Below are 20,427 nucleotides of genomic sequence, written 5' to 3'. Positions count from 1 at the left end.
AGTTAGCCGGACTTTAGCCGCTTGCCACGGTTTGGGAAAGCCTGCTCAAATGCATCGTTGAGGCGCTTGTGCAGAAATTTTCTCTCTGCGAAAAAAAATTCAAAATCCGATGCTAGATCTATTGACCAAGGCAAGCGTTAGCGGGACTGTGAGCCCATAACAACAATAAGGAGACGGTTTATGTCCAACTCAACCAAAAACGTTTTTCATCAAGCCGCCCGCAGGGTTCGGCATGCGCCATCGCATCCGCTTGAGGTCTTTACCGACGCCAACAAGGCGGTCGACCGTTTGATCGAAATTTTTGAATCCAACACCGCCTTTCTGCGCCAGCATTTTCAGGACCTTCTGGATGGCAAGGAAATCGACGGCCGCGTGCGCGCGTTCTATCCGCAGGTCCGTATCGTGACCGACAGCCACGTCCGCCTCGACAGCCGCCTGTCTTATGGGTTCGTCTCCCGCCCTGGCACCCACGCCTCCACGATTACCCGCCCGGATCTGTTCCGTAACTATCTGGTGTCGCAGCTTTCGCTGCTGATGAAGAACCACGACGTGCCGATCCAGGTCGGCGACAGCGACATGCCGATCCCGCTGCACTTCGCTTTCTATGACGGAACGCATGTGGAAGGCGGCGCTGCAGCAGCAAATCTCGACCGCCCCCTCGCTGACATGTTCGATCTTCCCGACCTGACGGTGATGGACGATTCCATCGCCAACGGCACTTACGATCCGGCCGACGGTGTGATGCCGCTGGCATCCTTCACGGCGCCGCGCGTCGACTATTCCCTACACCGCCTGCAGCACTACACCGCGACAAAGGCCGAGCATTTCCAGAACTACGTGCTTTTCACGAACTACCAGTTCTACATCGATGAGTTCTGCCGCATGTCCAAGGCGCTGCTGTTGCAGCCGGACAGTGGCTACGAGGCTTTTGTTTCCCCCGGCAACGTAGTGCTGGAGGCAGGACAGACCCAGCCGGATGGCGAAGAGCTGACAAAACTGCCCCAGATGCCGGCGTATCACCTGAAGCGGGCTGACGGCAGCGGCATCACCATGGTCAACATCGGCGTCGGGCCGTCCAACGCCAAAACCATTACCGACCATATCGCGGTGCTGCGCCCGCATGTCTGGCTGATGCTCGGACACTGCGCAGGCCTCAGGAACAGCCAGACGCTCGGTGACTATGTGCTGGCCCATGGGTATGTGCGAGAGGACAATGTGCTCGACCAGGACCTGCCGATCTGGGTGCCGATCCCGCCGCTTGCCGAAGTGCAGGTTGCACTGGAAGACGCGGTTGCCGAAATCACCGGCATCGATGGGTATGAATTGAAACGTGTCATGCGCACGGGAACCGTCGTATCGCTCGACAACCGAAACTGGGAACTCTGGGACCAGCCGGAACTGGTCAAGCGGTTCTCCCAGTCCCGTGCCATCGCGCTCGATATGGAATCGGCAACCATCGCGGCCAACGGCTTCCGCTTCCGGGTGCCTTACGGCACGTTGCTGTGCATCTCGGACAAGCCGCTCCACGGCGAATTGAAACTGCCGGGCATGGCGACCGACTTCTACAAGCGCCAGGTCGCCCAGCATCTCCAGATCGGCATCAGGGCCATGGAGAAGATGCGAGACATGACGGCAGAACGCCTGCATTCCCGCAAGCTCCGCAGCTTTGCCGAGACGGCGTTCCAGTAGGGTGTGCAGAGCGGGCAGGAAGTTTCCCGATTTATGACTGTCGCCCCGGGCGAGCAAAGCGAGACCCGGGGCCTACTGATTTCCAGAGAAATGACCAGGCGCGGCAAGGGGTTGGCAGAACCTCCTGCTTTGGCAAGCTGACTTGCGAGTAGGCCCCGAACCTGCGCTGCGCTTGTCCGGGGAAACACCCTGGAGAACAACGCTCGCCCCAAGCCACCCCGTCCGTCAAACCGTTGCCCACGTACCGGTCTTCGACGATTTCCAGGCAGCTTCCGTGACAAGTTGCACCTCCAGCCCGTCCCGGAAGGTCGGCCAGACAGGTGTTCCGGTTTCGATGGCCTTCAGGAAGTCCCGCATCTCGATAATGATCTGGTCCTGATAACCGGTTCCGTGACCGGGGCCCTGACAGAAGGGCAGGTAATCGGGATGTGCAGGACCGGTCAGGATCTTGCGGAAGCCGCGTTCCGCCTCCGGCCCTTCGGCAAGGTAAAGCCAGAGTGCATTCTGGTCTTCCTGGTCGAAGCGGATCGAACCTTTGTCACCGTATATCTCGTAGGCGTAACCCATCTTCCGGCCGGTGGCGACACGGCTGATGAAGAGATGACCCATCGCACCGTTTTGAAAGCGGCACATGAGATGGGCCTGGTCGTCATTGGTGACCGCCTCCGGCCCGTTTGCGCCGGGGCGTTCGGAATGGACGGTCTGAATATCCGCACTAACGCTGGAGATAGGCCCGGCAAGGCGCAGGGCGGCGTTGATGATGTGAGGGGCGAGATCGCCCATGCATCCATTGCTTATGTCCTTGGTACGCCAGTGCGACGGCGTCTGCGGATCTGACAGAAAATCCTCGGTGTGTTCAGCGCGAATATAGTGGATCTGACCAATCCGGCCTGACTGGACAAGGTCATGGGCAAATTGGTTTGCAGGAGTGCGAATGTAATTGAAGCCGGTCATGTTCGGCAGGCCGGAGGCTTCTGCGGCCGCCATCATCCTGCGGCAATCTTCGGCGTGGCTGGCAAGCGGCTTTTCGCAAAAGACAGCCTTGCCGTTTTCAAAGGCGGCAATTGCGATATCCATGTGGGTCGACTGGGGTGAGGCAATTACAACCGCATCGATCGCCGGATCGGCAACGACAGTGCGCCAGTCGTCCGTCGCCCGGTTGAACCCGAAAGCACGGGCCTTTTCCCGAGCGCCTTCCAGCGTCGTTGCACAGATCGTCTCGCAAATCGGGCGCAGGCCTGTGTCGAAAACCGACGCCACTGATTTCAGGGCAACAGCATGAGCCTTGCCCATATAGCCTGTTCCGATCAGCCCGAACCGGATTTCCGTCATGGTCTCGCACCTCCAATTGCAATGAAAAAGCCGGTGCAGACCTGCACCGGCTTCAACATAACCAATGAAATGGCCGCTTGCGACTACTCGGCTTCGTCGGCTGGTGCGGCATTCAACATGCCGTAGCGCTCGACACCGATCTTTTCCAGAAGGTCGATCTGGGTTTCCAGGAAGTCGATATGGCCTTCCTCGTCGGACAGCAACTCTTCGAAAAGCTGCATGGAAACATAGTCGCCTTCTTCACGGCAGACATCGCGGGACTTGGCATAGGCCGTGCGGGCGTCATATTCGCCGGCAAGGTCTGATTCCAGCACTTCCTTGATGTTCTGGCCGATGCGCAGCGGTGCGACCTTCTGCATGTTCGGATGGCCTTCCAGGAAGATGATGCGGTCGACCAGCTTGTCGGCGTGCTGCATTTCCTCGATGGATTCTTCACGTTCCTTCTTGGCAAGGCGCGCAAAGCCCCAGTCGCTCAGGAGGCGGTAGTGAAGCCAGTACTGGTTGATGGCGCCCAGCTCCAGAAACAGAGCTTCGTTCAGGCACTCAATGACTTTTTCATTCCCTTTCACGGCAGAGCCTCCTTATTGCAAACCGATCTTTGTTTAGAATTATTCTAGAGTAATTCACGGCAGGCGCAAGGGTACATTGCGCACGGAAGTGTAACTTCCACTGGTTACACCCCGAAACAGCGAATTGAAACCGATCACGTGCGCTTTGAGGTTTTTCCGGGAGTATAGAGAGCAAGCTTCAGAGCCGTGGACGCCGGTCCTCGCTCAGACCTCACCGAAAGCGGGGGCCGTGGCTCCAGCAGGTCAGGGAGTAGCGGGTGCCCTTGGTCACGGGTACGACCCTGTGCAGCATGAAACTGGCAAACAGCGTTGCGCAGCCCTGTTCACGCGATGCGGCCATCACCTTGTGCCCAAGGCTGATTTCCAGCGCGCCACCTTCATAGTCCTGTGAAGGGGAAAGCTGGGTGACGATGGTTGCCTTGCGGAACTGCGCGATCGGGCCTTCGCCGACATCGGAATGCCAGTCGTAATGGCCTTCTTCACTTTCGTCGTAGATGGCGACCTGCAATTTCTCGCGAAACTCGGTGATGTCGAAATCGAAAGCCTCGCGGTTGGCCTTTGCAACGGCGGTCATCACGCGGTTCAAAACCCATCCCGCATCGCCTTCGTCATCAAGCCAGCTGATTCTGGCCCGGCGGATGTCACCCTGCTGCTTGCCTCCGACGAGGCCGCCCGTATCCTGAGCTTCGGCCCGGCTCAGGCGGATGATTTCATCGCAGTCCTTTTGAGAGAAGAGTGCGTCATAGGAATAGGTGAACATCGAGGCTCAGATCCAAGGATTGGGTGCGCTGTTCAACATCCAAACCGGACAAACTGCAACTGTTTTCTTGAGCCGGGAAAGAACTATTTCCGGGGGCTTTCGAACGCAGCGGCAAGAGCCTTCTTCATAACCGTGGGAAGTGCTTCGGTTTCAATGACTTCCGGGGCCGACCACCAGCCACCGTCAAGCAGTGGAGTGGTGTCTGCCGTAAGGTCGGCCCGATAGACGGTGAGCCGCAAATGGAAATGGGTGAAGGTGTGTTTCACTTCTACCGGGCGCTGCTGCCAATCGGCTCGAAACGGTGCGAAGTCTGGAGCCGTTTCGGGCGAGAAGTCCTCTGCCCATTCGGTCCCCGGTACTTCGCTCATCCCGCCGAGCAGACCTCTTGGTGGGCGGCGGCGCAACAGCACGGCCCCCGTCGCCGCATCGACAGCCACGAATGCAGCACCAAAACGAGTGGGTTTTTCCTTCTTGGGTGCTTTGCGCGGCAGTGTTTCGGCAAGGCTTGAGGATTGCACCTTGCAGATAGAGCGCCACGGGCAGAGCGCACAGGCCGGACGTCTGGGCGTACAGATGGTTGCGCCAAGGTCCATCACCGCCTGCGCAAAGTCACCGGGCCTTTGGTCCGGTGTCAGGCCAGCCATTTTCGCCTTTATTTCTGGTTTGGCGTCCGGAAGCGGTGTTTCGATCTGGAAAAGTCGTGTCAGCACCCGCTCCACGTTGCCGTCGACCACTGCTGCGTGCCGATCAAACGCGATGGTTGCGATGGCGGCAGCCGTATAGGGGCCGATGCCCGGCAGCTTCAGCAATGCGTCTTCGTCTTCCGGAAAGCGGCCGTCGTGATCACGGGCAACGGTTTCTGCGCATTTTTTCAAATTGCGCGCCCGCGAGTAATAGCCAAGTCCCGCCCAGGCTTTCATGACGTCTTCTTCAGCCGCGGCGGCAAGATCGGTTACGGTTGGCCAGCTTCGCGTAAACTTCGTGAAATAGTCTTTGACGGCGGCAACGGTCGTTTGCTGAAGCATGACTTCGGACAGCCAGATCCGGTAGGGATCGGGGACTTCGCCCAGTAGGCGGTCTTCCGGGGAAACCCGCCAGGGCAGGCGCCGGGCATGACGGTCGTACCAGTCGAGAAGCAGTCGGGAAGGGGAAGCAGACGCCATGAGATCAGCAGAACAAGTGGTGTTGATATGAAGCAGCAAGCCTTGGATAGCCTGGGGACAACTTGGCTGATAAAGGCAGTGCGGTGAGGTTGGGGAAAGTATTCGTCGTCATTTTGTCGTATTCTATTGAGACACAACACCCCAATCCGGAAAATGGCCGGCAAATCGCCGCACCTTACATCTGGATGAGGAGGTAGGCTATTAGCGCTACAAAGGCAAATCCCGTGCACGCCTCGAAGGGGGTGAAATCGCTGGCCGATCTTGTCGGCAAGGCGATGACGCCTGTTTGCCGGAAGCGTGGATTTGCGTCCGTCGATATCATTGCCTCCTGGGCCGATATTGTCGGCGAGCGTTACGGCACGCGCGTGCAGCCGGACAGGCTGATCTGGCCGCGGCAGCCTGAACGCGGCGACCCGGAAAACCCGCCGGAACCGGCGACGCTGGTGGTGCACACGGACGGGGCGACAGCCTTGATCCTGTCTCATGACAGTGCCCAGGTGATCGAGCGTATCAATACTTTCTATGGCTGGCGGGCCATCGGCCGCATCAAGATCCTGCAGAAGCCGGTTCTGGTGAAGCAGCCCGTGCGCAAGAAGCCCTTGCGCGACTTGACGCAAACCGAGGAACAGCAGCTCGAAGCGCGGCTGGAGGGTGTGGAGAACGACCGCCTGCGGCAGGCGCTCAGGAAGCTTGGCGCCCAGGTTATCGCCCGCAGCGCAGAAGATGCGGCCTGACGGCCCACATTGCTTCTTCCAATAACAACTCTGTGAAACCGGCATTGGCAAACGTGCCGCTGACTTTGGCATGATATCGAAGAACTCAGGATTTCCCTTGTGTTGGTGTCGGCGGGTCAAGGGTGGATGCCAGTATTTAATAGCCTTTGACCGTCCTCGCTCCTGCCACATTTGATAAGCTTTGTTGACGCCGCCTGCCCGAGAGGGCACAGAAAGCGGCAAGCTGGTTCATCCTGCATTCAGCTGAACGCAAATAGGGTGGCCCGGTATCAATTAACCCGATCGGCCAGGATATCCGACAGGATGTGCTTCGATCCACGCACCGGCCGGTGCAGCGCTTGATTAATGTGACAGGACGATCTTCGTGACCCAGACCCGTAGACAGTTTCTCAAAACCACTGCCCTGGCGACGGCCGCATTCTGCCTTGCCGGTTCGAGCTTGGCTCTTGCGCAGGCCGTCGACCAGGACGAGCTGGTCAAACCCGGCCCGCTGGGCGACAAGATCCTTGGCGACGAAAACGCGCCGGTCACGATTGTGGAATACGCATCCATGACCTGCGGACATTGCGCCAATTTCCATGAGCGTACCTATCCGGCCCTGAAGGCCGACTACATCGATACCGGCAAGGTTCGCTTCATTTTCCGCGAATTCCCGCTGGATCCGGTTGCGGCCGGCGCGTTCATGCTCGCCCGCTGCGCTCCTGCGGACAAATATTTCGAGATTGTGGACATCATGTTCGAACAGCAGCGGACCTGGGCGTTTACCGACAATCCGTACCAATCCATGCTCGACTTTTCCAAGCAGATAGGTTTTACAAAAGAGTCCTTTGAGGAATGCTTGGGGAACCAGGGTCTGCTCGACGCCATCGATGCGGTGAAAAACCGCGGTGCAAACGAGTTTGGCGTGAACTCCACCCCGACGTTCTTCATCAATGGCGAAAAGCACTCGGGGGCGCTTTCGATTGAAGAGATGGGCAAACTTATTGACGCATACCTCTAGACTGGCGGTCTGTCCGCCGGTCTGTTCGGTATGCGCCGATCAAGCCCGTGATCTTCAGGTGTCCGTGTCCAGGAGGCACGGGCGCCAATGAAATTTTCCAAGCTCCGAATTGTCGGTTTCAAATCCTTCGTCGAACCGATGGAGTTCATCATCGGCAACGGCCTGACCGGTGTGGTCGGGCCGAATGGCTGCGGCAAGTCCAATCTTGTCGAGGCTCTTCGCTGGGTGATGGGCGAAAACTCCTACAAGAACATGCGTGCGTCCGGCATGGACGACGTCATCTTTTCCGGCAGCCTGAACCGCCCGGCGCGCAACACCGCGGAAGTGACGCTCTACCTTGAAAACCAGGACCGTACGGCGCCTGCCGCTTTCAATGATGCCGATGCGCTTGAAGTCAGCCGCCGTATCGAACGCGAGCAGGGCTCCAACTACAAGATCAACGCCAAGGATGTGCGTGCGCGTGACGTGCAGCTTCTTTTTGCCGACGCATCCACAGGCGCCAGGTCACCTGCCATGGTGCGCCAGGGGCAGATTGGCGAGCTGATTGCCGCCAAACCGACCTCCCGCAGGCAGATCCTGGAAGAAGCCGCCGGTATCTCCGGTCTGCATTCGCGCCGGCATGAGGCGGAAATTCGCCTTCGCGCCGCTGAGCAGAACCTGGAACGACTGGAGGATGTCCTCGTTCAGATCGACAGCCAGCTCGACAATCTGCGCCGCCAGTCGCGCCAGGCTTCGCGCTATCGTAACCTGTCGTCTGAAATCCGCGGGGCTGAAGCCTCGATCCTTTACATTCGCTGGACCGAGGCGCGCGATGCGCTGGGAACAGCCGAAAGCCATTTTGCCGAAGCCCAGAAGCAGGTGAACGAAGCCACGGGTCTGCAGGCGGAAAGCGCCCGCATCCAGGCTATCGCCGCCCACAAGCTGCCGGAACTGCGCGAGGATGCGGCAAGGGCGGGCGCCGCCTTGCAGCGGCTGGTGATCGCCCGCAACGAACTGGACGCGGAAGAACGGCGGGTAAAGGAAAAGCTTCAGGATCTGGAGCGCCGCCTGGTGCAGCTGGCGGAAGATATCCGGCGCGAACAGTCCATGGTGTCCGAGAACGACGAGGTTCTGGAGCGCTTGTCGGAAGAACGCGCAGAGCTACTGGAAGAAAACGAGATGGTGCAGGAGCGCACCGAAAGCGCTCGTGAAAAGGTGGCCGAGGCCGAAGAGAGCGTGGGAACGCTGGAGAACCAGTTGTCCGACCTGACCGCGGCCGAAGCGCGTGCAACCGCCGAACGCCGCCAGTTGGAGCGGGCAGTCGCGGAAAGCCGCCAGCGCTCGGACCGGTTGTTAGCTCAGGCTCAGGACGCGCAGAAGGCTCTTCAGGAAATCAACGAACGCATGGCCGAACAGGACGGCGTTTCCGAGAACCGGGAAGCGCTGGAGATGGCCGAGGAAACTCTTCTGGAGGCGGAAGCTGCCGCGGAAGAAGCCGAAACCGCGACCCGCGAAGCGCGCGAACAGGAACAGTCCGCACGTGGACCCGTTGGTGATGCCCGCCAGATGCTGCAGGGCCTCGAGACAGAGGCAAGGACGCTGGAGCAGGTGCTGAATGTTCACTCCGAACAGGATCACACGCCGGTTGTCGAGCAGATCCAGGTGGAGCAGGGCTTTGAAACGGCTCTGGGGGCGGCACTTGGTGAAGACCTTGATGCCTCACTTGAAGAAGCTGCTGCTGTTCGCTGGGGTGGTGTCCTCTCTCATGATGGCGATCCAGCCTTGCCGGCAGGAACCCGCAGTCTGGCCGAGGTGGTTGAAGCCCCTGTCGAGCTGAGCCGCCGCCTGCGTCAGATCGGCCTTGTCGACCAGACCGACGGACCAGGCCTGCGCACGACCCTGAAACCGGGGCAATGTCTGGTTTCCGTGGAAGGCGACCTGTGGCGCTGGGATGGATTTGTAATCGCGGCCAATGCGCCGACACCGGCGGCACAGCGCCTGGCGCAGAAGAACCGCCTTGCTGAACTCGGAGATGAAATCGAGCAGGCTCGGCGCGAGCTTGAGGATCGTCAGCAGGCACTGGAAGGTGCCGCAACGAGGGTTCGGCAGGCCGTCGAACTTGAACAGATGGCCAGGGGCAAGGTTCGTGACGGCCAGCGTCAGGCAGCCGCGGCGCGCGAAGCCCTGGCTGCGGCGGAAAGGGCCGTTTCCCAGTTCGCCGCCAAGCTGGAAGCTGCGCAGGACCGGGCACAGCGTCTTGGTGAAGAGGCCGAGCTGGCACGTGAACAGCTGGCAGAGGCCGAAGAACGCCTGGAAGAAGCGCCAGACGGAACCAGCTATCGCGAAAGCATCGAAGAATTGCAGGGGCAGGTCGCGGCCGCACGCGGCGCCCTGGCCGAAGCAAGGGCCGTGGCAGAGGGTCTTGCCCGCGAACAGCAGATGCGCGACCGGCGGCTTGAAGCCATCGCCCGGGAATATGACGGCTGGAAGACCCGTGCTGCCAATGCCGCCCAGCAGATTTCCATTTTGCAGGAACGGCGTGAAGAAGCGGAAGAAGAGCGGGCCGAGCTGATCGAGGCGCCTGAAGACATCGAAATCAAGCGCCGCGACGTGTTTTCCGCCATTGCCAAGGCAGAAGAGGAAAAGAAGGCGCGGGACGATCAGCTTCAGCAGGCGGAACTGGATCTTGCCGACGTCGACCGTGCAGCCAAGGCCGCGATGGAAGCGATGGCGGGCGCACGAGAAGAGAAGATTCGCGCCGAGGAACGACTGGAAGCCGCCCGGGACCGCAAGCAGAACCTGGAACGGCGGATCGACGAGGATCTGGAGGTTGCGGTAACGGCATTGCCGGAAATCGCGGGTCTGAAGGAAGGCGCACCGCTGCCAGATCCCGATTCCATGGAGCGCAAGCTGGAACGGCTGAAGGCGGAACGCGAACGGCTTGGCGGCGTCAACCTGCGCGCGGAAGAAGAGCTGCGCGAAATCGACGATCAGAAGACCACGCTGACCTCGGAGCGTGATGACCTGATCGAGGCGATTCGCCGTCTGCGAACAGGGATTTCGAATCTCAACCGCGAGGCGCGCGAACGTCTGCTCGCCTCCTTCGAGATCGTCAACGGTCATTTCCAGCGCTTGTTCACTCATCTTTTCGGCGGGGGAACGGCCGAACTCCAGCTGGTCGATTCCGATGATCCGCTGGATGCGGGGCTGGAAATCATCGCGCGCCCTCCCGGCAAGAAGCCACAGACCATGACGCTGCTGTCGGGTGGTGAGCAGGCGCTCACGGCCATGTCCCTGATTTTCGCGGTGTTCCTGACCAACCCTGCGCCGATCTGCGTGCTCGACGAGGTCGATGCACCGCTGGATGACGCGAACGTAGAGCGTTACTGCGATCTACTAGACGAGATGGCCAAGAGCACGGAAACCAGATTTGTGGTGATCACGCACAATCCGATCACCATGGCGCGCATGAACCGTCTCTTCGGCGTGACGATGGCCGAGCGCGGGGTTTCCCAGCTTGTTTCGGTCGATCTGGAGACGGCAGAGCGATTCCGCGAAACTGGCTAAGATTGCGTCTGGTGCGGCACTGCCGCGAAAACCTTATGCAACTTAGGTCTGGCTGATTCTGTTAAAACAGAAAAGATCTATATTTTTCAAGTGGATAGAGTTTAGTGCAGGCTTCTTGACACGGCATGAGGTGCCGACTATGGTGCGCGCGGCTTAGGGGGCTCCCCAGTTGTCGGATCAAGCATGTCGGCGCGAGCTGAGGACTTAAGAACATGTCTTCGCAAAACGGCGATAACAAGGATCGGGCGGTTGGTTCCCCGGAAGCAGGTCTGTCGGAACGGCGGGCTCAATTGAACCGGAAGCTTGATGACATAAGGGTGGTTGAAGAAAAGACCGCTCGGAAGTCGCAAAGCAGCTCATCCGGATACGCGCAGGCAATGAAACTCTCTTCGGAGTTTATCGCCGGCGTGCTGGTGGGGGCCGGGATTGGTTGGGTTGCCGACCAGTGGCTTGGGACGTCGCCTTTCGGGCTGATTGTCTTTCTGTTGCTGGGTTTCGTGGCCGGGGTCTTGAACGTTCTGCGCGCGGCCGGTGTCGTCGAGCAGCCGGATGCCAAGGTCCAGCGCGAAAAAGACGTTCAGAACGACAGATCGAAATAGAATTTGTCGCGCCTTCTGGCGCATTGATATGAACGAACGAAGAAGGCTGGCCGGTGGCGAACGATCCGATCCATCAGTTCCATATCCAGACGCTATTCCCGATTGAAGTCGGGGGCATGGATTTCTCTTTTACCAACTCTTCGTTGTTCATGGTTTTGACCGTGGCGGCGACGTCTGCATTCCTGATTTTCTCGACAAGCGGCCGCGGACTCGTTCCGACCCGCCTGCAGTCGATTTCGGAAATGGCGTATGAGTTTGTTGCCGGAACATTGCGAAGTTCAGCAGGAACGGAAGGGATGCGTTTCTTCCCTCTCGTGTTCTCGCTCTTCATGTTCGTTCTGGTTGCCAATCTGTTCGGGATGTTCCCGTACTTCTTTACCATCACCAGCCACATCATCGTGACCTTCGCCCTGGCGATGCTGGTGATCCTTACCGTGATCATTTACGGCTTCATGAAAAACGGCATGAAGTTCCTCAAGCTCTTCGTCCCCAGCGGCGTGCCCGGTGCACTGATCCCGCTCGTGACGCTGATCGAGGTGATCTCGTTCCTTTCGCGCCCGATCAGCCTGTCCGTTCGTCTTTTCGCGAACATGCTCGCCGGTCACATCACGCTGAAAGTGTTCTCCGGATTCATCGTCAGCCTTAGCGCGATGGGTGCGGTCGGTATCTTCGGATCCATTCTCCCTCTCGGAATGACGGTTGCCCTGACGGCTCTGGAATTCCTGGTCGCGTTCCTGCAGGCATACGTCTTCACCGTTCTGACCTGCATGTACCTGAACGACGCCATTCATCCTTCACACTGAGGGTAACCCAATCACACGGCCATTGCGCCGCGAGTGAGCAATCTGCAAACACCATTTAGGAGCACGTGTCATGGAAGCAGAAGCAGCAAAATACATCGGTGCCGGTATCGCATGCCTGGGCATGGGCGGCGCAGGCATCGGCCTTGGCAACATTTTCGGTAACTACCTCGCAGGCGCTCTGCGCAACCCGTCCGCTGCTGATGGCCAGTTCGGCCGTCTGATCTTCGGCTTCGCCGTGACGGAAGCTCTGGGCATCTTCTCCCTGCTGGTGGCTCTGATCCTCCTGTTCGCTTAATCGCTAAACCTTAGCGACTATCGATGCGACTCCGGTGGCGGCGCTCTCTAGCGCCGCCCAGCCGGATTTAGGAGACTGGAAATGGCAGGCCAAACTCACTCGACCACAGAAGGCATGCACGAAGCCATAGAAGTGCCGGCCGCAGAGCATGGCGCGGGTTTCCCGCCTTTTGACAGCACCACATTCGCCTCCCAGCTCTTGTGGCTCGCGATCACGTTCGGCGTGTTCTACTGGATCATGAAGAATGTGGCCGTTCCGCGGATCGCAGGCATTCTGGAAGACCGCAGGGACCGTATCGCCGGTGACATTTCCGAAGCCAACCGGCTGCAGGAAGAAACCGACGCTGCGATCGCAGCTTACGAGCAGGCGCTGGCCGAGGCCCGCAACAAGGCTCATGGCATTGCCCACGAGACGCGGACCAAGCTCAAGGCAGATCATGAAGCTCGCCGCGAAAAGGCGGAAGCCGAGCTGAACGGGAAGCTGAAAGCGGCTGAAGCACAGATCGCTGCAACCAAGACCGATGCCCTTTCTCAGATCGGGGATATTGCCGGAGAAACCGCTTCAGCGCTCGTTGAGCAGCTGATGGGCAAAGCTCCGACCAAGACCGACCTGACCAAGGCGCTCAAGTCGGCGATGAACTGAGGAGACCGTCATGGATGCTACATTTTGGGCCCTGATCGGTCTTATCCTGTTCTTCGTCGTGATTTTCTACGTCAAGGTTCCGGCCAAGATCAACGGTTCACTGGACGAACGCGCAGAAACCATCCGCAAGGAACTGGAAGACGCACGCAAGATGCGTGAAGAAGCCCAGGCTCTCTTGTCTGAGTATCAGCGCAAGCGTCATGAAGCCGAAAGCGAAGCGGAAGCCATCATCGCAGAAGCCAACTCGGAAGCCGAGCGCCTGACGCTCGAAACCAGCCAGGCTCTGGAAGAAATGATTGCTCGCCGTACCAAGGCTGCGGAAGACAAGATTGCACAGGCCGAAAGCCAGGCAGTCGCTGAAGTCCGTGCCAAGGCCGCTGACATTGCCGTTGCCGCTGCCGAGGAAATCCTTGCAGCGAAGGTGAAGGATAAAGTCGCCGACGACATCCTCGCCAAGAGCATTGAGCAGGTGAAGGAGCGGCTGAACTAAGTTCGGTCCACTCTGCTGACAAATTGAAGAAGCGGCCTTTCGGGGCCGCTTTTTTGTTGCGGCAAGCAATTTGCACGCTACTTGGCACTAATCGGCAGCGAACGCCATTGCTGGTTGGTGTTGACGTGCCCGAAAGCAGAGGAATGTCGCTGACTTGCAGCGTATTTCCTGCCGTCTAAACCCAACCCGTCATGTCTGGAACCTCAAGACCCTGCAGCCAGCCTGACCGGCTTGAAGCTGAGGCGATGATGAACTGTCGGCCCATGGCGTTCCAGCGCTGCCTGGTGCTGCGGCACACCATACCCCTTGTGCTGGGCAAACCCGTAGTCCGGAAAACTGGCGTCGAGGTGAACCATCATCCGGTCCCTTGTCACCTTCGCAACGATAGAGGCAGCCGCAACGCACAGGCAGCGGCCATCGCCCTTGATCAATGCCTGTCCGGCCTGTGTCAGCCCTGCCGGCACATCTCGGCCGTCGACAAGTACGTAGTCGGGTACCAGAGGCAGGTGATTGACGGCCCGCACCATGGCCGAAAGGGTTGCGGTGCGAATATTGACAGCATCGATCGTTGCCGGTGAAGCGCTGGCGAGCGAGACATGGGCTGTAGCAACTATCTGCTCGAAAAGCTCTTCGCGCCGGGCTTCGGTCAGTTTCTTGGAATCATTGAGGCCAAGCGGTACCCGGTCGTAATCCAGGATAACCGCGGCCGTGACCACGGGCCCAGCCCAGGGGCCACGACCGGCTTCGTCTACGCCGCAGAGCCGACCGTCAAAGGATTTCGCGTGCTTGCGCTCAATGGCAAGGTCCGGGCTATCGGGAAATGCAAGGTCAAAGAGCGAAGGGCTGAACGTCATGAACAGCACCCTGCCGTCCGGCAGCAAGTTTCTCAAGATCTTGCGTCAAAACAGGTCCAATTGCACACCGCCTTTTTGCGGCTGGACGAAGGCCTCGGTGTTGAGCTTTCGGCGACGCAGATTGAGGCCAAGGCGTTTCGCTCCCAGCGAGAACCGTTTGGCAATCTGGTCGGCATAAGGACCTCTCCCGCGCATGCGCTCGCCCCATTTGGCGTCATAGTCCTTGCCGCCGCGCATGGCGCGGATCAGGTTCATCACATGGCGGTAGCGGTCCGGACGCTCTCGCAGCAGCCAGTCCCGAAAGAGTTCCGACACTTCCAGGGGAAGCCGTAAAAGGATGTAGGCGACCTCCGTCGCGCCATGCTCGGCTGCCGCTTCCAGAACGTTTTCAATTTCGCTGTCTGTCAGGGCTGGGATCACAGGCGCCATCATTACGGACGTGGGAATACCCGCGTCGGAGAGAGCCCGGACGGCCTCAAGCCTTTTGTGGGGTGCAGACGCACGCGGCTCCATGGCCCGGCAGAGCTTCTTGTCGAGCGTCGTGACCGACAAGGCAACCTTCACCAGATTTCGTTCTGCCAGCCTCGACAGAATGTCGATATCTCGCGTGACCAGGGCTGACTTGGTGACGATCGCAACCGGGTGGGAGCAATTGTCCAGCACTTCCAGGATCTCACGCATCAGCTTGTAGCCGCGTTCCATCGGCTGGTAGGGATCAGTATTGGTGCCGATGGCGATCACGCGCGGCTGATAACCGGGGCGGGAAAGTTCACGTTCAAGCAACTGTGCGGCATTGGGTTTGGCGAACAGCCTGGTTTCGAAATCCAGGCCCGGAGACAGCCCCATGAACGCGTGGCTCGGTCTGGCGAAACAGTAGATGCATCCATGTTCGCAGCCCCGGTACGGATTGATCGAGCGGTCGAAGGAAATATCCGGCGACTCGTTTCGGGTGATGATTGTGCGCGCACGCTCTTCCTGCACCTGGGTTTTCAGCGGCGGCAGGTCTTCAAGCGTTTCCCAGCCATCGTCGAAACATTCACGAGTTAATTTCTCGAAACGGCCGGAGGCATTGAGCGCAGCCGCGCGTCCCCGCCGCCTGTGCTCGGCAACGGAGCGGACATCGGGTACAAGGCCGGCTGCGTCGGCTGGTAGTGAAATCTCATCGGGGGGACTGAAGGGCACGCGAGAACGTCCAGGTTACGAAATGGAACATAACAAGAACATTATCACGACGCCAACGCGACGCAAGATGCTGTTTACACCTTGTGGGTTTTGACCTTCAAAAGATCGTGGACTGCAGACCAGGCCGGAATTCAGGAACCGCCACGATCATCGTGACCTGGCCGGCGACCAAGGTATTTGATCAGGATCGCATCCAGCGTCCCGTCGGACTGCATCTCGCGAATGGTTTCGTCGTAGCGTCCGGGAAGGCTTTTGATGTCCGGGTAGGTCGAGGCTTTGGCAAAGACGTTGTAGTAGGGCTTCGTTATCAGCGGCAGCGGTAACGTCGCCAACTGGTCCAGCCTCCCGGCCTTCTTTTCCTCGTAGAGCGTGCTGATGGTGTTCATGGGAACGGCGTCCACACGCTTTGCCAGCAGCATGCCGATCTGGAGATTGTTACTGGCGACCGTCTGAAAATCGAGGCCGGCGTTGAGGAACTCCGGCGTATAGGCGAAATCCTGCGTGATACCGATCTGCAGCCCCTTCAGATCGTCGTAGCCTTCGAAACGGATTGTCCCGGCATCTTCGGCGCGGATGAAGAAGCTCCAGCTGATGTCGATGTAGCTTTCGTCTGGATAGTTCAGGTACTCCATCCGGTCCGGCTTCTTGGAAAACAATAGCAGCATGTCCGCCCGTCCGGCGCGCGCTTCCTGTTGGATGCGGGTTCCGGAATCGATCAGTTCCAGCGAATAGGAAAGGCCGAGACGGCGCATGACTTCATCGAGAACTTCGACGTCGATACCCTTGTACACCCCGTCTTCAAGAAACTTGTATGGCTCTTCCGGGGTTGCCAGCACCACGAGGTCTCGGGCCGATGCTGTCCCGGCCAGCAAAGCCAGGGACAGAACAAACCCGGCGAGCCCCATGAAAATTCGGCCGAGCGTCTGCGTCAGGTATCCTGCGCCTGAAGTTGGCTTTTGATCGGGTGTCGTCATGGCGCGATCGCTTGGGTTCTGGTCGAAGTAAGAGCTTTCAGCTTTGGTATGCACTCTTAAGATAACATGAAATCCGGCACTTCCATTTGCCGGAGAGGGGCTATTTTCCTGAAAACCGTCAAATGGATACCGATCGGTTTCACACTGGAGCAACTTTTCACGGCCCTATGACAAATGTGAAAGAGGTACTGCTACAGCTTTCGCCCGGTCTTTTCTTTTCATGCAACCAAAGTAGACATTACCCGGCGATATATATCGCGAAGGTTGGTGGCCGATTATTGGAGTTTGTTAAGAACCCCAACAAAAAAACAGCTCCCGCTTCGTCGGCGACACTCGCACTTTGAAAAAAATCATGTAAAACTTGAGATCATGATCAGCGTCATCATTGCGACAAGAAATTCCGAAACCGAGCTCGTTCACGCGCTTTCGGCCCTGGTGCCGGCAGCTGCAGAGGGCGTTATCCGCGAAGTTATCGTGGTCGATGGTGGTTCGTCGGACAATACCGAGAAGGTTGCCGACGCGGCCGGGTGTGTCTGGATCAGCCGGGGCAATGCTTCCCGCAGCGAACGCCTTGCCTATGGCGCCTCCATGGCGAGCCGGGGCGACTGGCTATTGTTCCTGCGGCCGGAAACGCTTCTGGAAAGCGGCTGGCATCATGAGGCCCAGGCCTTCATCGAGCGGGCAGCCCGTGCCTCCAACGGTCCACGGACCGCCGCAAGCTTCCGCCTTCGCTATGAGGCTTTCGGGCTCAGTGCGCGGGTAAGCGAGTCTTTTGCAGCCTTGCGATCCCAACTGCTTGGCATGCCTTACGGTAACCAAGGCCTGCTGATCTCCAGGCAGTTTTATCAGAAGCTCGGCGGCCATCGGCCGTTGCCGGAGCTGGAAGATCTCGATATCGCCAAGCGTATCGGACGTGGGCGGATGGTGTTCCTGCGGGCTGCCGCGGTCTCTTCGGGTGAAGCCGAGCGGGAAGGGCTGTTTTCCAGGTTCCGCCAGGCTTTCGCACGCTTTTGCGTCGGTACCCTGCGCATTCCAGCGAGTGTTGCCGTCAAGCTGCACGGCTGAACAAGGCACTGCACGGTTCTGGGCGGATACGCTCTTCTTCGGTGTGGTGGCGCTCACGCCTCCCGCAGCTTGCCGCGCTTCAGGTGCTCGTCCAGCCTGGGCATGATCTCCACAAAATTGCAGGGCATGTGACGATAGTCCAGCTGCCATTTCAGGATACCGTCCCAAGCGTCCTTGCAGGCGCCCGGGGAACCGGGCAGCACGAAAATATAAGTCGCCCCGGCGACGCCGCCGGTCGCACGGGACTGGATCGTGGAGGTGCCGATCTTGTCGTAGGAGATCCGGTGAAAGACCTCTGAAAAGCCGTCCATGCGTTTTTCGAACAGAGGCTCCATAGCCTCCGGCGTCACGTCACGGCCAGTAAAGCCGGTGCCGCCGGTCGAGACGATCACATCCACGCCCTTGTCATTGATCCAGCTTTTGACGACCGCCTGAATGGCCGGAACGTCATCGGTGACGATCTGCCTGTCCGCAAGCGTATGTCCTGCCTTTTCGATCCGGTCCACCAGCGTATTGCCGGAGCGGTCTTCTTCCAGCTTGCGCGTGTCCGATACCGTCAGCACAGCAATGTTGAGCGGAATGAACGGACGGGTTTCATCGAGACGGGACATGGCGAACTCCTTTGCTCTCCAGACATAGGCAATAGTCGCAATGGCTTCCAGAGGCAGCAAGCAAACTGTCGCGGCATTTTGATATTGAAATAAAATTACAAAAAATAACAAGATTGAGACACTTGCAAAAAAGTTAGGTCAGTATTATTGACTTAAATAACCAATCCAAAAATGCAATGAGCCAACAATGACAACCTGGGAAAGCCTATACGCCCGACGCGCCAGCCGCATGCGCGCCTCGGAAATCCGTGAACTCCTGAAACTGCTGGACCAGCCGGATGTGATCAACTTCGCCGGCGGTATTCCCGACCAGGCTCTGTTCCCCGCCGAAGCGTTCAAGGCAGCGTATCAGGAAATTCTGGCAGGTCCGGACGCGGGCCGCGCACTGCAATACGGCATGAGCGAAGGCAGCGCCCGCCTGCGCAACTGGATCGTCAACCACATGCGCCGCCTTGGCGTCGAGTGCGGGCCAGAAAATATTCTCGTCACCTCCGGGTCTCAGCAGGGGCTCGATTACATCGGCAAACTGTTCCTGACGGAAGGCGACACCGCGCTGGTGCAGTGGCCGACCTATCTGGGCGCATTGCAGGCTTTCAATGCCTATGAGCCCGGTTACGACCGGCTTGACCCTGGAGCCAACCGCCCTGCGGAAGATTATGCGGCAATCGCGCGCGAAAAGGGCGGACGGATCAAGTTCGCGTACCTTTCTCCCGATTTCGCCAACCCCACAGGCCTGACGGTGGATCTGGCCGAGCGACAACGCCTTTTGGCACTGGCCGGAGAGCTCTCCTGTGCAGTCATTGAGGATTCGCCCTACGAGGCGCTGCGCTATGACGGCGAACCGTTGCCACCGATGCTGGCGCTTGATTGCGAAGCCTCGGGTGGGATCAACAACGCCCGCACACTTTACTGCGGCAGCTTTTCCAAGTCGCTCTCACCGGGATTGCGCCTCGGCTGGATCTGTGCGTCGGCTGATGTCATCTCCAGGCTGGTTCTGATCAAGCAGGCGAGTGACCTGAATTCGCCGGTGCTCAACCAGGAAGCCATGGCCCGGGTCGCCGAAAATGTCTTTGAAGCGCATACGGCAAAGACGAATGCGGTCTACAAGTCCCGGCGCGATGCAATGCTGGCCGCACTTGAGCGGCACATGCCGGCTGGTGTCAGCTGGACCCGCCCGGAAGGGGGCATGTTCATTTGGATGACCCTGCCCAAAGGGATGGACGCGGCAACTCTGCTGGAAACCTCCATCGAAACGGCGCGTGTCGCCTTCGTTCCCGGCCGTGCGTTCCATCCGGATGGCACCGGGGCGAACACCCTACGGCTCAGCTTCTCCTGCAACGACTATCAGAAAATCGAAGAAGGTATTTCAAGGCTTGGCCGCTTGATTACCGAAACTGTCACGTCCAAGTTGTAAGTCCTTCGAGGGAAGAAGCAGGGGCGGGTGTTGGAGCCGATGGCGCTGACCGACAAGCTGGACAATTATTGTGAGCGGATCGGGCCGGAGTTCTGGTCCGAGCCGCTCAATGCGCTCACCAATGCGGCTTTCCTGATTGCGGCCATTGCCGGATACATGCTCTGGCGCCGCAAGACACCGGACGATCTCTTTGCCCTTGTCCTGATCGGCATCGTCTTCGTGACCGGCCTGGGGTCGTTCCTGTTTCACACCTTCGCGACACGTTGGGCGAGCCTTGCCGATGTCATCCCGATCGCGCTGTTTATCCATGTCTATCTCTTTGCGGCGCTGAACCGGTTTCTGGGTCTGTCCTGGTGGGCGGCGCTAGGCATCGTTATCGTGTTTTTCGCAGTCACGCCCTTTGCCGGGCGCGCGGTCGCACCGCTGGTCGGCTCATCAGCAGGCTATGTGCCTGCGCTGCTGGCGATCTTCGTGGTGGGGGCACTGTTTCTTCGCAAGAATGCGCGGCTCGGGCGTGAGGTGTTGCTGACAGGTGTCGTCTTTGCCGTTTCACTGACATTCCGGACGCTGGACGGCCCGGTTTGCGATCAACTTGCCATTGGCACGCATTTCCTGTGGCATATCCTGAACGGGGTCGTACTGTTTTTGCTATTACGGGTTCTCATCAGGCAGCGCGCCGGTTAAATCACACAGAGTATTCACGAA

At 58.8% G+C, this 20,427-nt stretch carries 20 protein-coding genes; 12 read left to right on the top strand and 8 right to left on the bottom strand.

From position 1 onward, the window contains the following. Positions 1-180: 180 nt before the first annotated feature. Positions 181-1,689 carry an AMP nucleosidase gene (locus ACYQ6M_RS19230; protein WP_062490216.1) on the top strand — a complete coding sequence of 503 codons (1,509 nt, stop codon included), beginning with the start codon at positions 181-183 and terminating at the stop codon, positions 1,687-1,689. Between the two features lie 225 nt (positions 1,690-1,914). Here ACYQ6M_RS19230 and ACYQ6M_RS19225 read toward each other — a convergent pair whose 3' ends face one another. The 4 genes from ACYQ6M_RS19225 to mutY form a co-directional block, all read right to left on the bottom strand. Beyond that, positions 1,915-3,021: a Gfo/Idh/MocA family protein gene (locus ACYQ6M_RS19225; protein WP_460075042.1), complete on the bottom strand. Its 1,107-nt coding sequence runs from the start codon at positions 3,019-3,021 to the stop codon at positions 1,915-1,917. Positions 3,022-3,104: 83 nt separating this feature from the next. After that, positions 3,105-3,590 carry a bacterioferritin gene (bfr, locus tag ACYQ6M_RS19220; protein WP_023001976.1) on the bottom strand — a complete coding sequence of 162 codons (486 nt, stop codon included), beginning with the start codon at positions 3,588-3,590 and terminating at the stop codon, positions 3,105-3,107. Positions 3,591-3,801: 211 nt separating this feature from the next. Further along, entirely contained in the window at positions 3,802-4,350 is a 549-nt protein-coding gene (locus tag ACYQ6M_RS19215; protein ID WP_023001975.1) for a 2OG-Fe(II) oxygenase, read from the bottom strand. Positions 4,351-4,433: 83 nt separating this feature from the next. Further along, entirely contained in the window at positions 4,434-5,513 is a 1,080-nt protein-coding gene (gene mutY, locus ACYQ6M_RS19210; protein ID WP_460075040.1) for an A/G-specific adenine glycosylase, read from the bottom strand. Positions 5,514-5,737: 224 nt separating this feature from the next. On the opposite strand from mutY, the gene ACYQ6M_RS19205 reads away from it, so the two are divergent. The 8 genes from ACYQ6M_RS19205 to ACYQ6M_RS19170 all read left to right on the top strand — a co-directional run bounded on the left by ACYQ6M_RS19205 (position 5,738) and on the right by ACYQ6M_RS19170 (position 13,622). After that, a complete protein-coding gene (locus ACYQ6M_RS19205) occupies positions 5,738-6,247 on the top strand; it encodes a DUF721 domain-containing protein (RefSeq protein WP_031269719.1) in 510 nt (169 codons plus the stop codon). A 364-nt stretch (positions 6,248-6,611) separates the two neighbouring features. Further along, positions 6,612-7,247 carry a thioredoxin domain-containing protein gene (locus tag ACYQ6M_RS19200; RefSeq protein WP_460075037.1) on the top strand — a complete coding sequence of 212 codons (636 nt, stop codon included), beginning with the start codon at positions 6,612-6,614 and terminating at the stop codon, positions 7,245-7,247. Positions 7,248-7,334: 87 nt separating this feature from the next. After that, on the top strand, positions 7,335-10,793 hold the full coding sequence (smc, locus tag ACYQ6M_RS19195; RefSeq protein WP_460075035.1) for a chromosome segregation protein SMC: 3,459 nt from the start codon (positions 7,335-7,337) through the stop codon (positions 10,791-10,793). Between the two features lie 212 nt (positions 10,794-11,005). Further along, positions 11,006-11,392 (top strand): AtpZ/AtpI family protein, encoded by a 387-nt coding sequence (locus ACYQ6M_RS19190; RefSeq protein WP_023001970.1) that lies wholly within the window; start codon positions 11,006-11,008, stop codon positions 11,390-11,392. Positions 11,393-11,445: 53 nt separating this feature from the next. Continuing rightward, complete coding sequence (locus ACYQ6M_RS19185) at positions 11,446-12,195, top strand: F0F1 ATP synthase subunit A (protein ID WP_023001969.1); 750 nt, start codon at positions 11,446-11,448, stop codon at positions 12,193-12,195. A gap of 70 nt (positions 12,196-12,265) precedes the next feature. Beyond that, positions 12,266-12,490: a F0F1 ATP synthase subunit C gene (locus tag ACYQ6M_RS19180; RefSeq protein ID WP_006935776.1), complete on the top strand. Its 225-nt coding sequence runs from the start codon at positions 12,266-12,268 to the stop codon at positions 12,488-12,490. A gap of 81 nt (positions 12,491-12,571) precedes the next feature. Beyond that, positions 12,572-13,132 (top strand): F0F1 ATP synthase subunit B, encoded by a 561-nt coding sequence (locus ACYQ6M_RS19175; RefSeq protein ID WP_023001968.1) that lies wholly within the window; start codon positions 12,572-12,574, stop codon positions 13,130-13,132. Between the two features lie 10 nt (positions 13,133-13,142). Continuing rightward, positions 13,143-13,622 carry a F0F1 ATP synthase subunit B family protein gene (locus ACYQ6M_RS19170; protein ID WP_023001967.1) on the top strand — a complete coding sequence of 160 codons (480 nt, stop codon included), beginning with the start codon at positions 13,143-13,145 and terminating at the stop codon, positions 13,620-13,622. A 203-nt stretch (positions 13,623-13,825) separates the two neighbouring features. Here the strand turns inward: ACYQ6M_RS19170 and ACYQ6M_RS19165 are convergent, their stop codons facing one another. The 3 genes from ACYQ6M_RS19165 to ACYQ6M_RS19155 form a co-directional block, all read right to left on the bottom strand. Beyond that, positions 13,826-14,476, bottom strand: coding sequence for a ribonuclease HII (locus ACYQ6M_RS19165; RefSeq protein ID WP_460075032.1), 651 nt, complete (start codon positions 14,474-14,476; stop codon positions 13,826-13,828). Between the two features lie 45 nt (positions 14,477-14,521). Continuing rightward, positions 14,522-15,634, bottom strand: coding sequence for a PA0069 family radical SAM protein (locus tag ACYQ6M_RS19160; RefSeq protein WP_051990221.1), 1,113 nt, complete (start codon positions 15,632-15,634; stop codon positions 14,522-14,524). A gap of 155 nt (positions 15,635-15,789) precedes the next feature. Continuing rightward, positions 15,790-16,632 carry a substrate-binding periplasmic protein gene (locus ACYQ6M_RS19155; protein WP_460075030.1) on the bottom strand — a complete coding sequence of 281 codons (843 nt, stop codon included), beginning with the start codon at positions 16,630-16,632 and terminating at the stop codon, positions 15,790-15,792. A 369-nt stretch (positions 16,633-17,001) separates the two neighbouring features. On the opposite strand from ACYQ6M_RS19155, the gene ACYQ6M_RS19150 reads away from it, so the two are divergent. Then, positions 17,002-17,697 (top strand): glycosyltransferase, encoded by a 696-nt coding sequence (locus ACYQ6M_RS19150; protein ID WP_209168442.1) that lies wholly within the window; start codon positions 17,002-17,004, stop codon positions 17,695-17,697. A gap of 53 nt (positions 17,698-17,750) precedes the next feature. On the opposite strand, the gene moaB is transcribed toward ACYQ6M_RS19150, so the two are convergent. Beyond that, entirely contained in the window at positions 17,751-18,308 is a 558-nt protein-coding gene (moaB, locus tag ACYQ6M_RS19145) for a molybdenum cofactor biosynthesis protein B (protein ID WP_031269714.1), read from the bottom strand. A gap of 187 nt (positions 18,309-18,495) precedes the next feature. On the opposite strand from moaB, the gene ACYQ6M_RS19140 reads away from it, so the two are divergent. Next, positions 18,496-19,722, top strand: coding sequence for an aminotransferase-like domain-containing protein (locus ACYQ6M_RS19140; protein ID WP_055657890.1), 1,227 nt, complete (start codon positions 18,496-18,498; stop codon positions 19,720-19,722). Between the two features lie 27 nt (positions 19,723-19,749). Then, the gene (locus ACYQ6M_RS19135; protein ID WP_353653734.1) at positions 19,750-20,406 is read left to right on the top strand and encodes a ceramidase domain-containing protein; all 657 of its coding nucleotides are present in this window, start codon (positions 19,750-19,752) and stop codon (positions 20,404-20,406) included. The last annotated feature ends 21 nt before the right edge of the window (positions 20,407-20,427 follow it).

The sequence above is a fragment of the Roseibium sp. ROS1 genome, from assembly GCF_054658215.1.
This window is presented reverse-complemented; position numbering and strand designations above follow the sequence as displayed.

Excerpts from the sequence above, each read along its gene's own strand:
- ACYQ6M_RS19230 (WP_062490216.1), top strand. The coding sequence starts at position 181 with ATGTCCAACTCAACCAAAAACGTTTTTCATCAAGCCGCCCGCAGGGTT.
- ACYQ6M_RS19225 (WP_460075042.1), bottom strand. The coding sequence starts at position 3,021 with ATGACGGAAATCCGGTTCGGGCTGATCGGAACAGGCTATATGGGCAAG.
- ACYQ6M_RS19215 (WP_023001975.1), bottom strand. The coding sequence starts at position 4,350 with ATGTTCACCTATTCCTATGACGCACTCTTCTCTCAAAAGGACTGCGAT.
- mutY (WP_460075040.1), bottom strand. The coding sequence starts at position 5,513 with ATGGCGTCTGCTTCCCCTTCCCGACTGCTTCTCGACTGGTACGACCGT.
- smc (WP_460075035.1), top strand. The coding sequence starts at position 7,335 with ATGAAATTTTCCAAGCTCCGAATTGTCGGTTTCAAATCCTTCGTCGAA.
- ACYQ6M_RS19190 (WP_023001970.1), top strand. The coding sequence starts at position 11,006 with ATGTCTTCGCAAAACGGCGATAACAAGGATCGGGCGGTTGGTTCCCCG.
- ACYQ6M_RS19180 (WP_006935776.1), top strand. The coding sequence starts at position 12,266 with ATGGAAGCAGAAGCAGCAAAATACATCGGTGCCGGTATCGCATGCCTG.
- ACYQ6M_RS19175 (WP_023001968.1), top strand. The coding sequence starts at position 12,572 with ATGGCAGGCCAAACTCACTCGACCACAGAAGGCATGCACGAAGCCATA.
- ACYQ6M_RS19170 (WP_023001967.1), top strand. The coding sequence starts at position 13,143 with ATGGATGCTACATTTTGGGCCCTGATCGGTCTTATCCTGTTCTTCGTC.
- ACYQ6M_RS19165 (WP_460075032.1), bottom strand. The coding sequence starts at position 14,476 with ATGACGTTCAGCCCTTCGCTCTTTGACCTTGCATTTCCCGATAGCCCG.
- ACYQ6M_RS19155 (WP_460075030.1), bottom strand. The coding sequence starts at position 16,632 with ATGACGACACCCGATCAAAAGCCAACTTCAGGCGCAGGATACCTGACG.
- ACYQ6M_RS19150 (WP_209168442.1), top strand. The coding sequence starts at position 17,002 with ATGATCAGCGTCATCATTGCGACAAGAAATTCCGAAACCGAGCTCGTT.
- moaB (WP_031269714.1), bottom strand. The coding sequence starts at position 18,308 with ATGTCCCGTCTCGATGAAACCCGTCCGTTCATTCCGCTCAACATTGCT.
- ACYQ6M_RS19140 (WP_055657890.1), top strand. The coding sequence starts at position 18,496 with ATGACAACCTGGGAAAGCCTATACGCCCGACGCGCCAGCCGCATGCGC.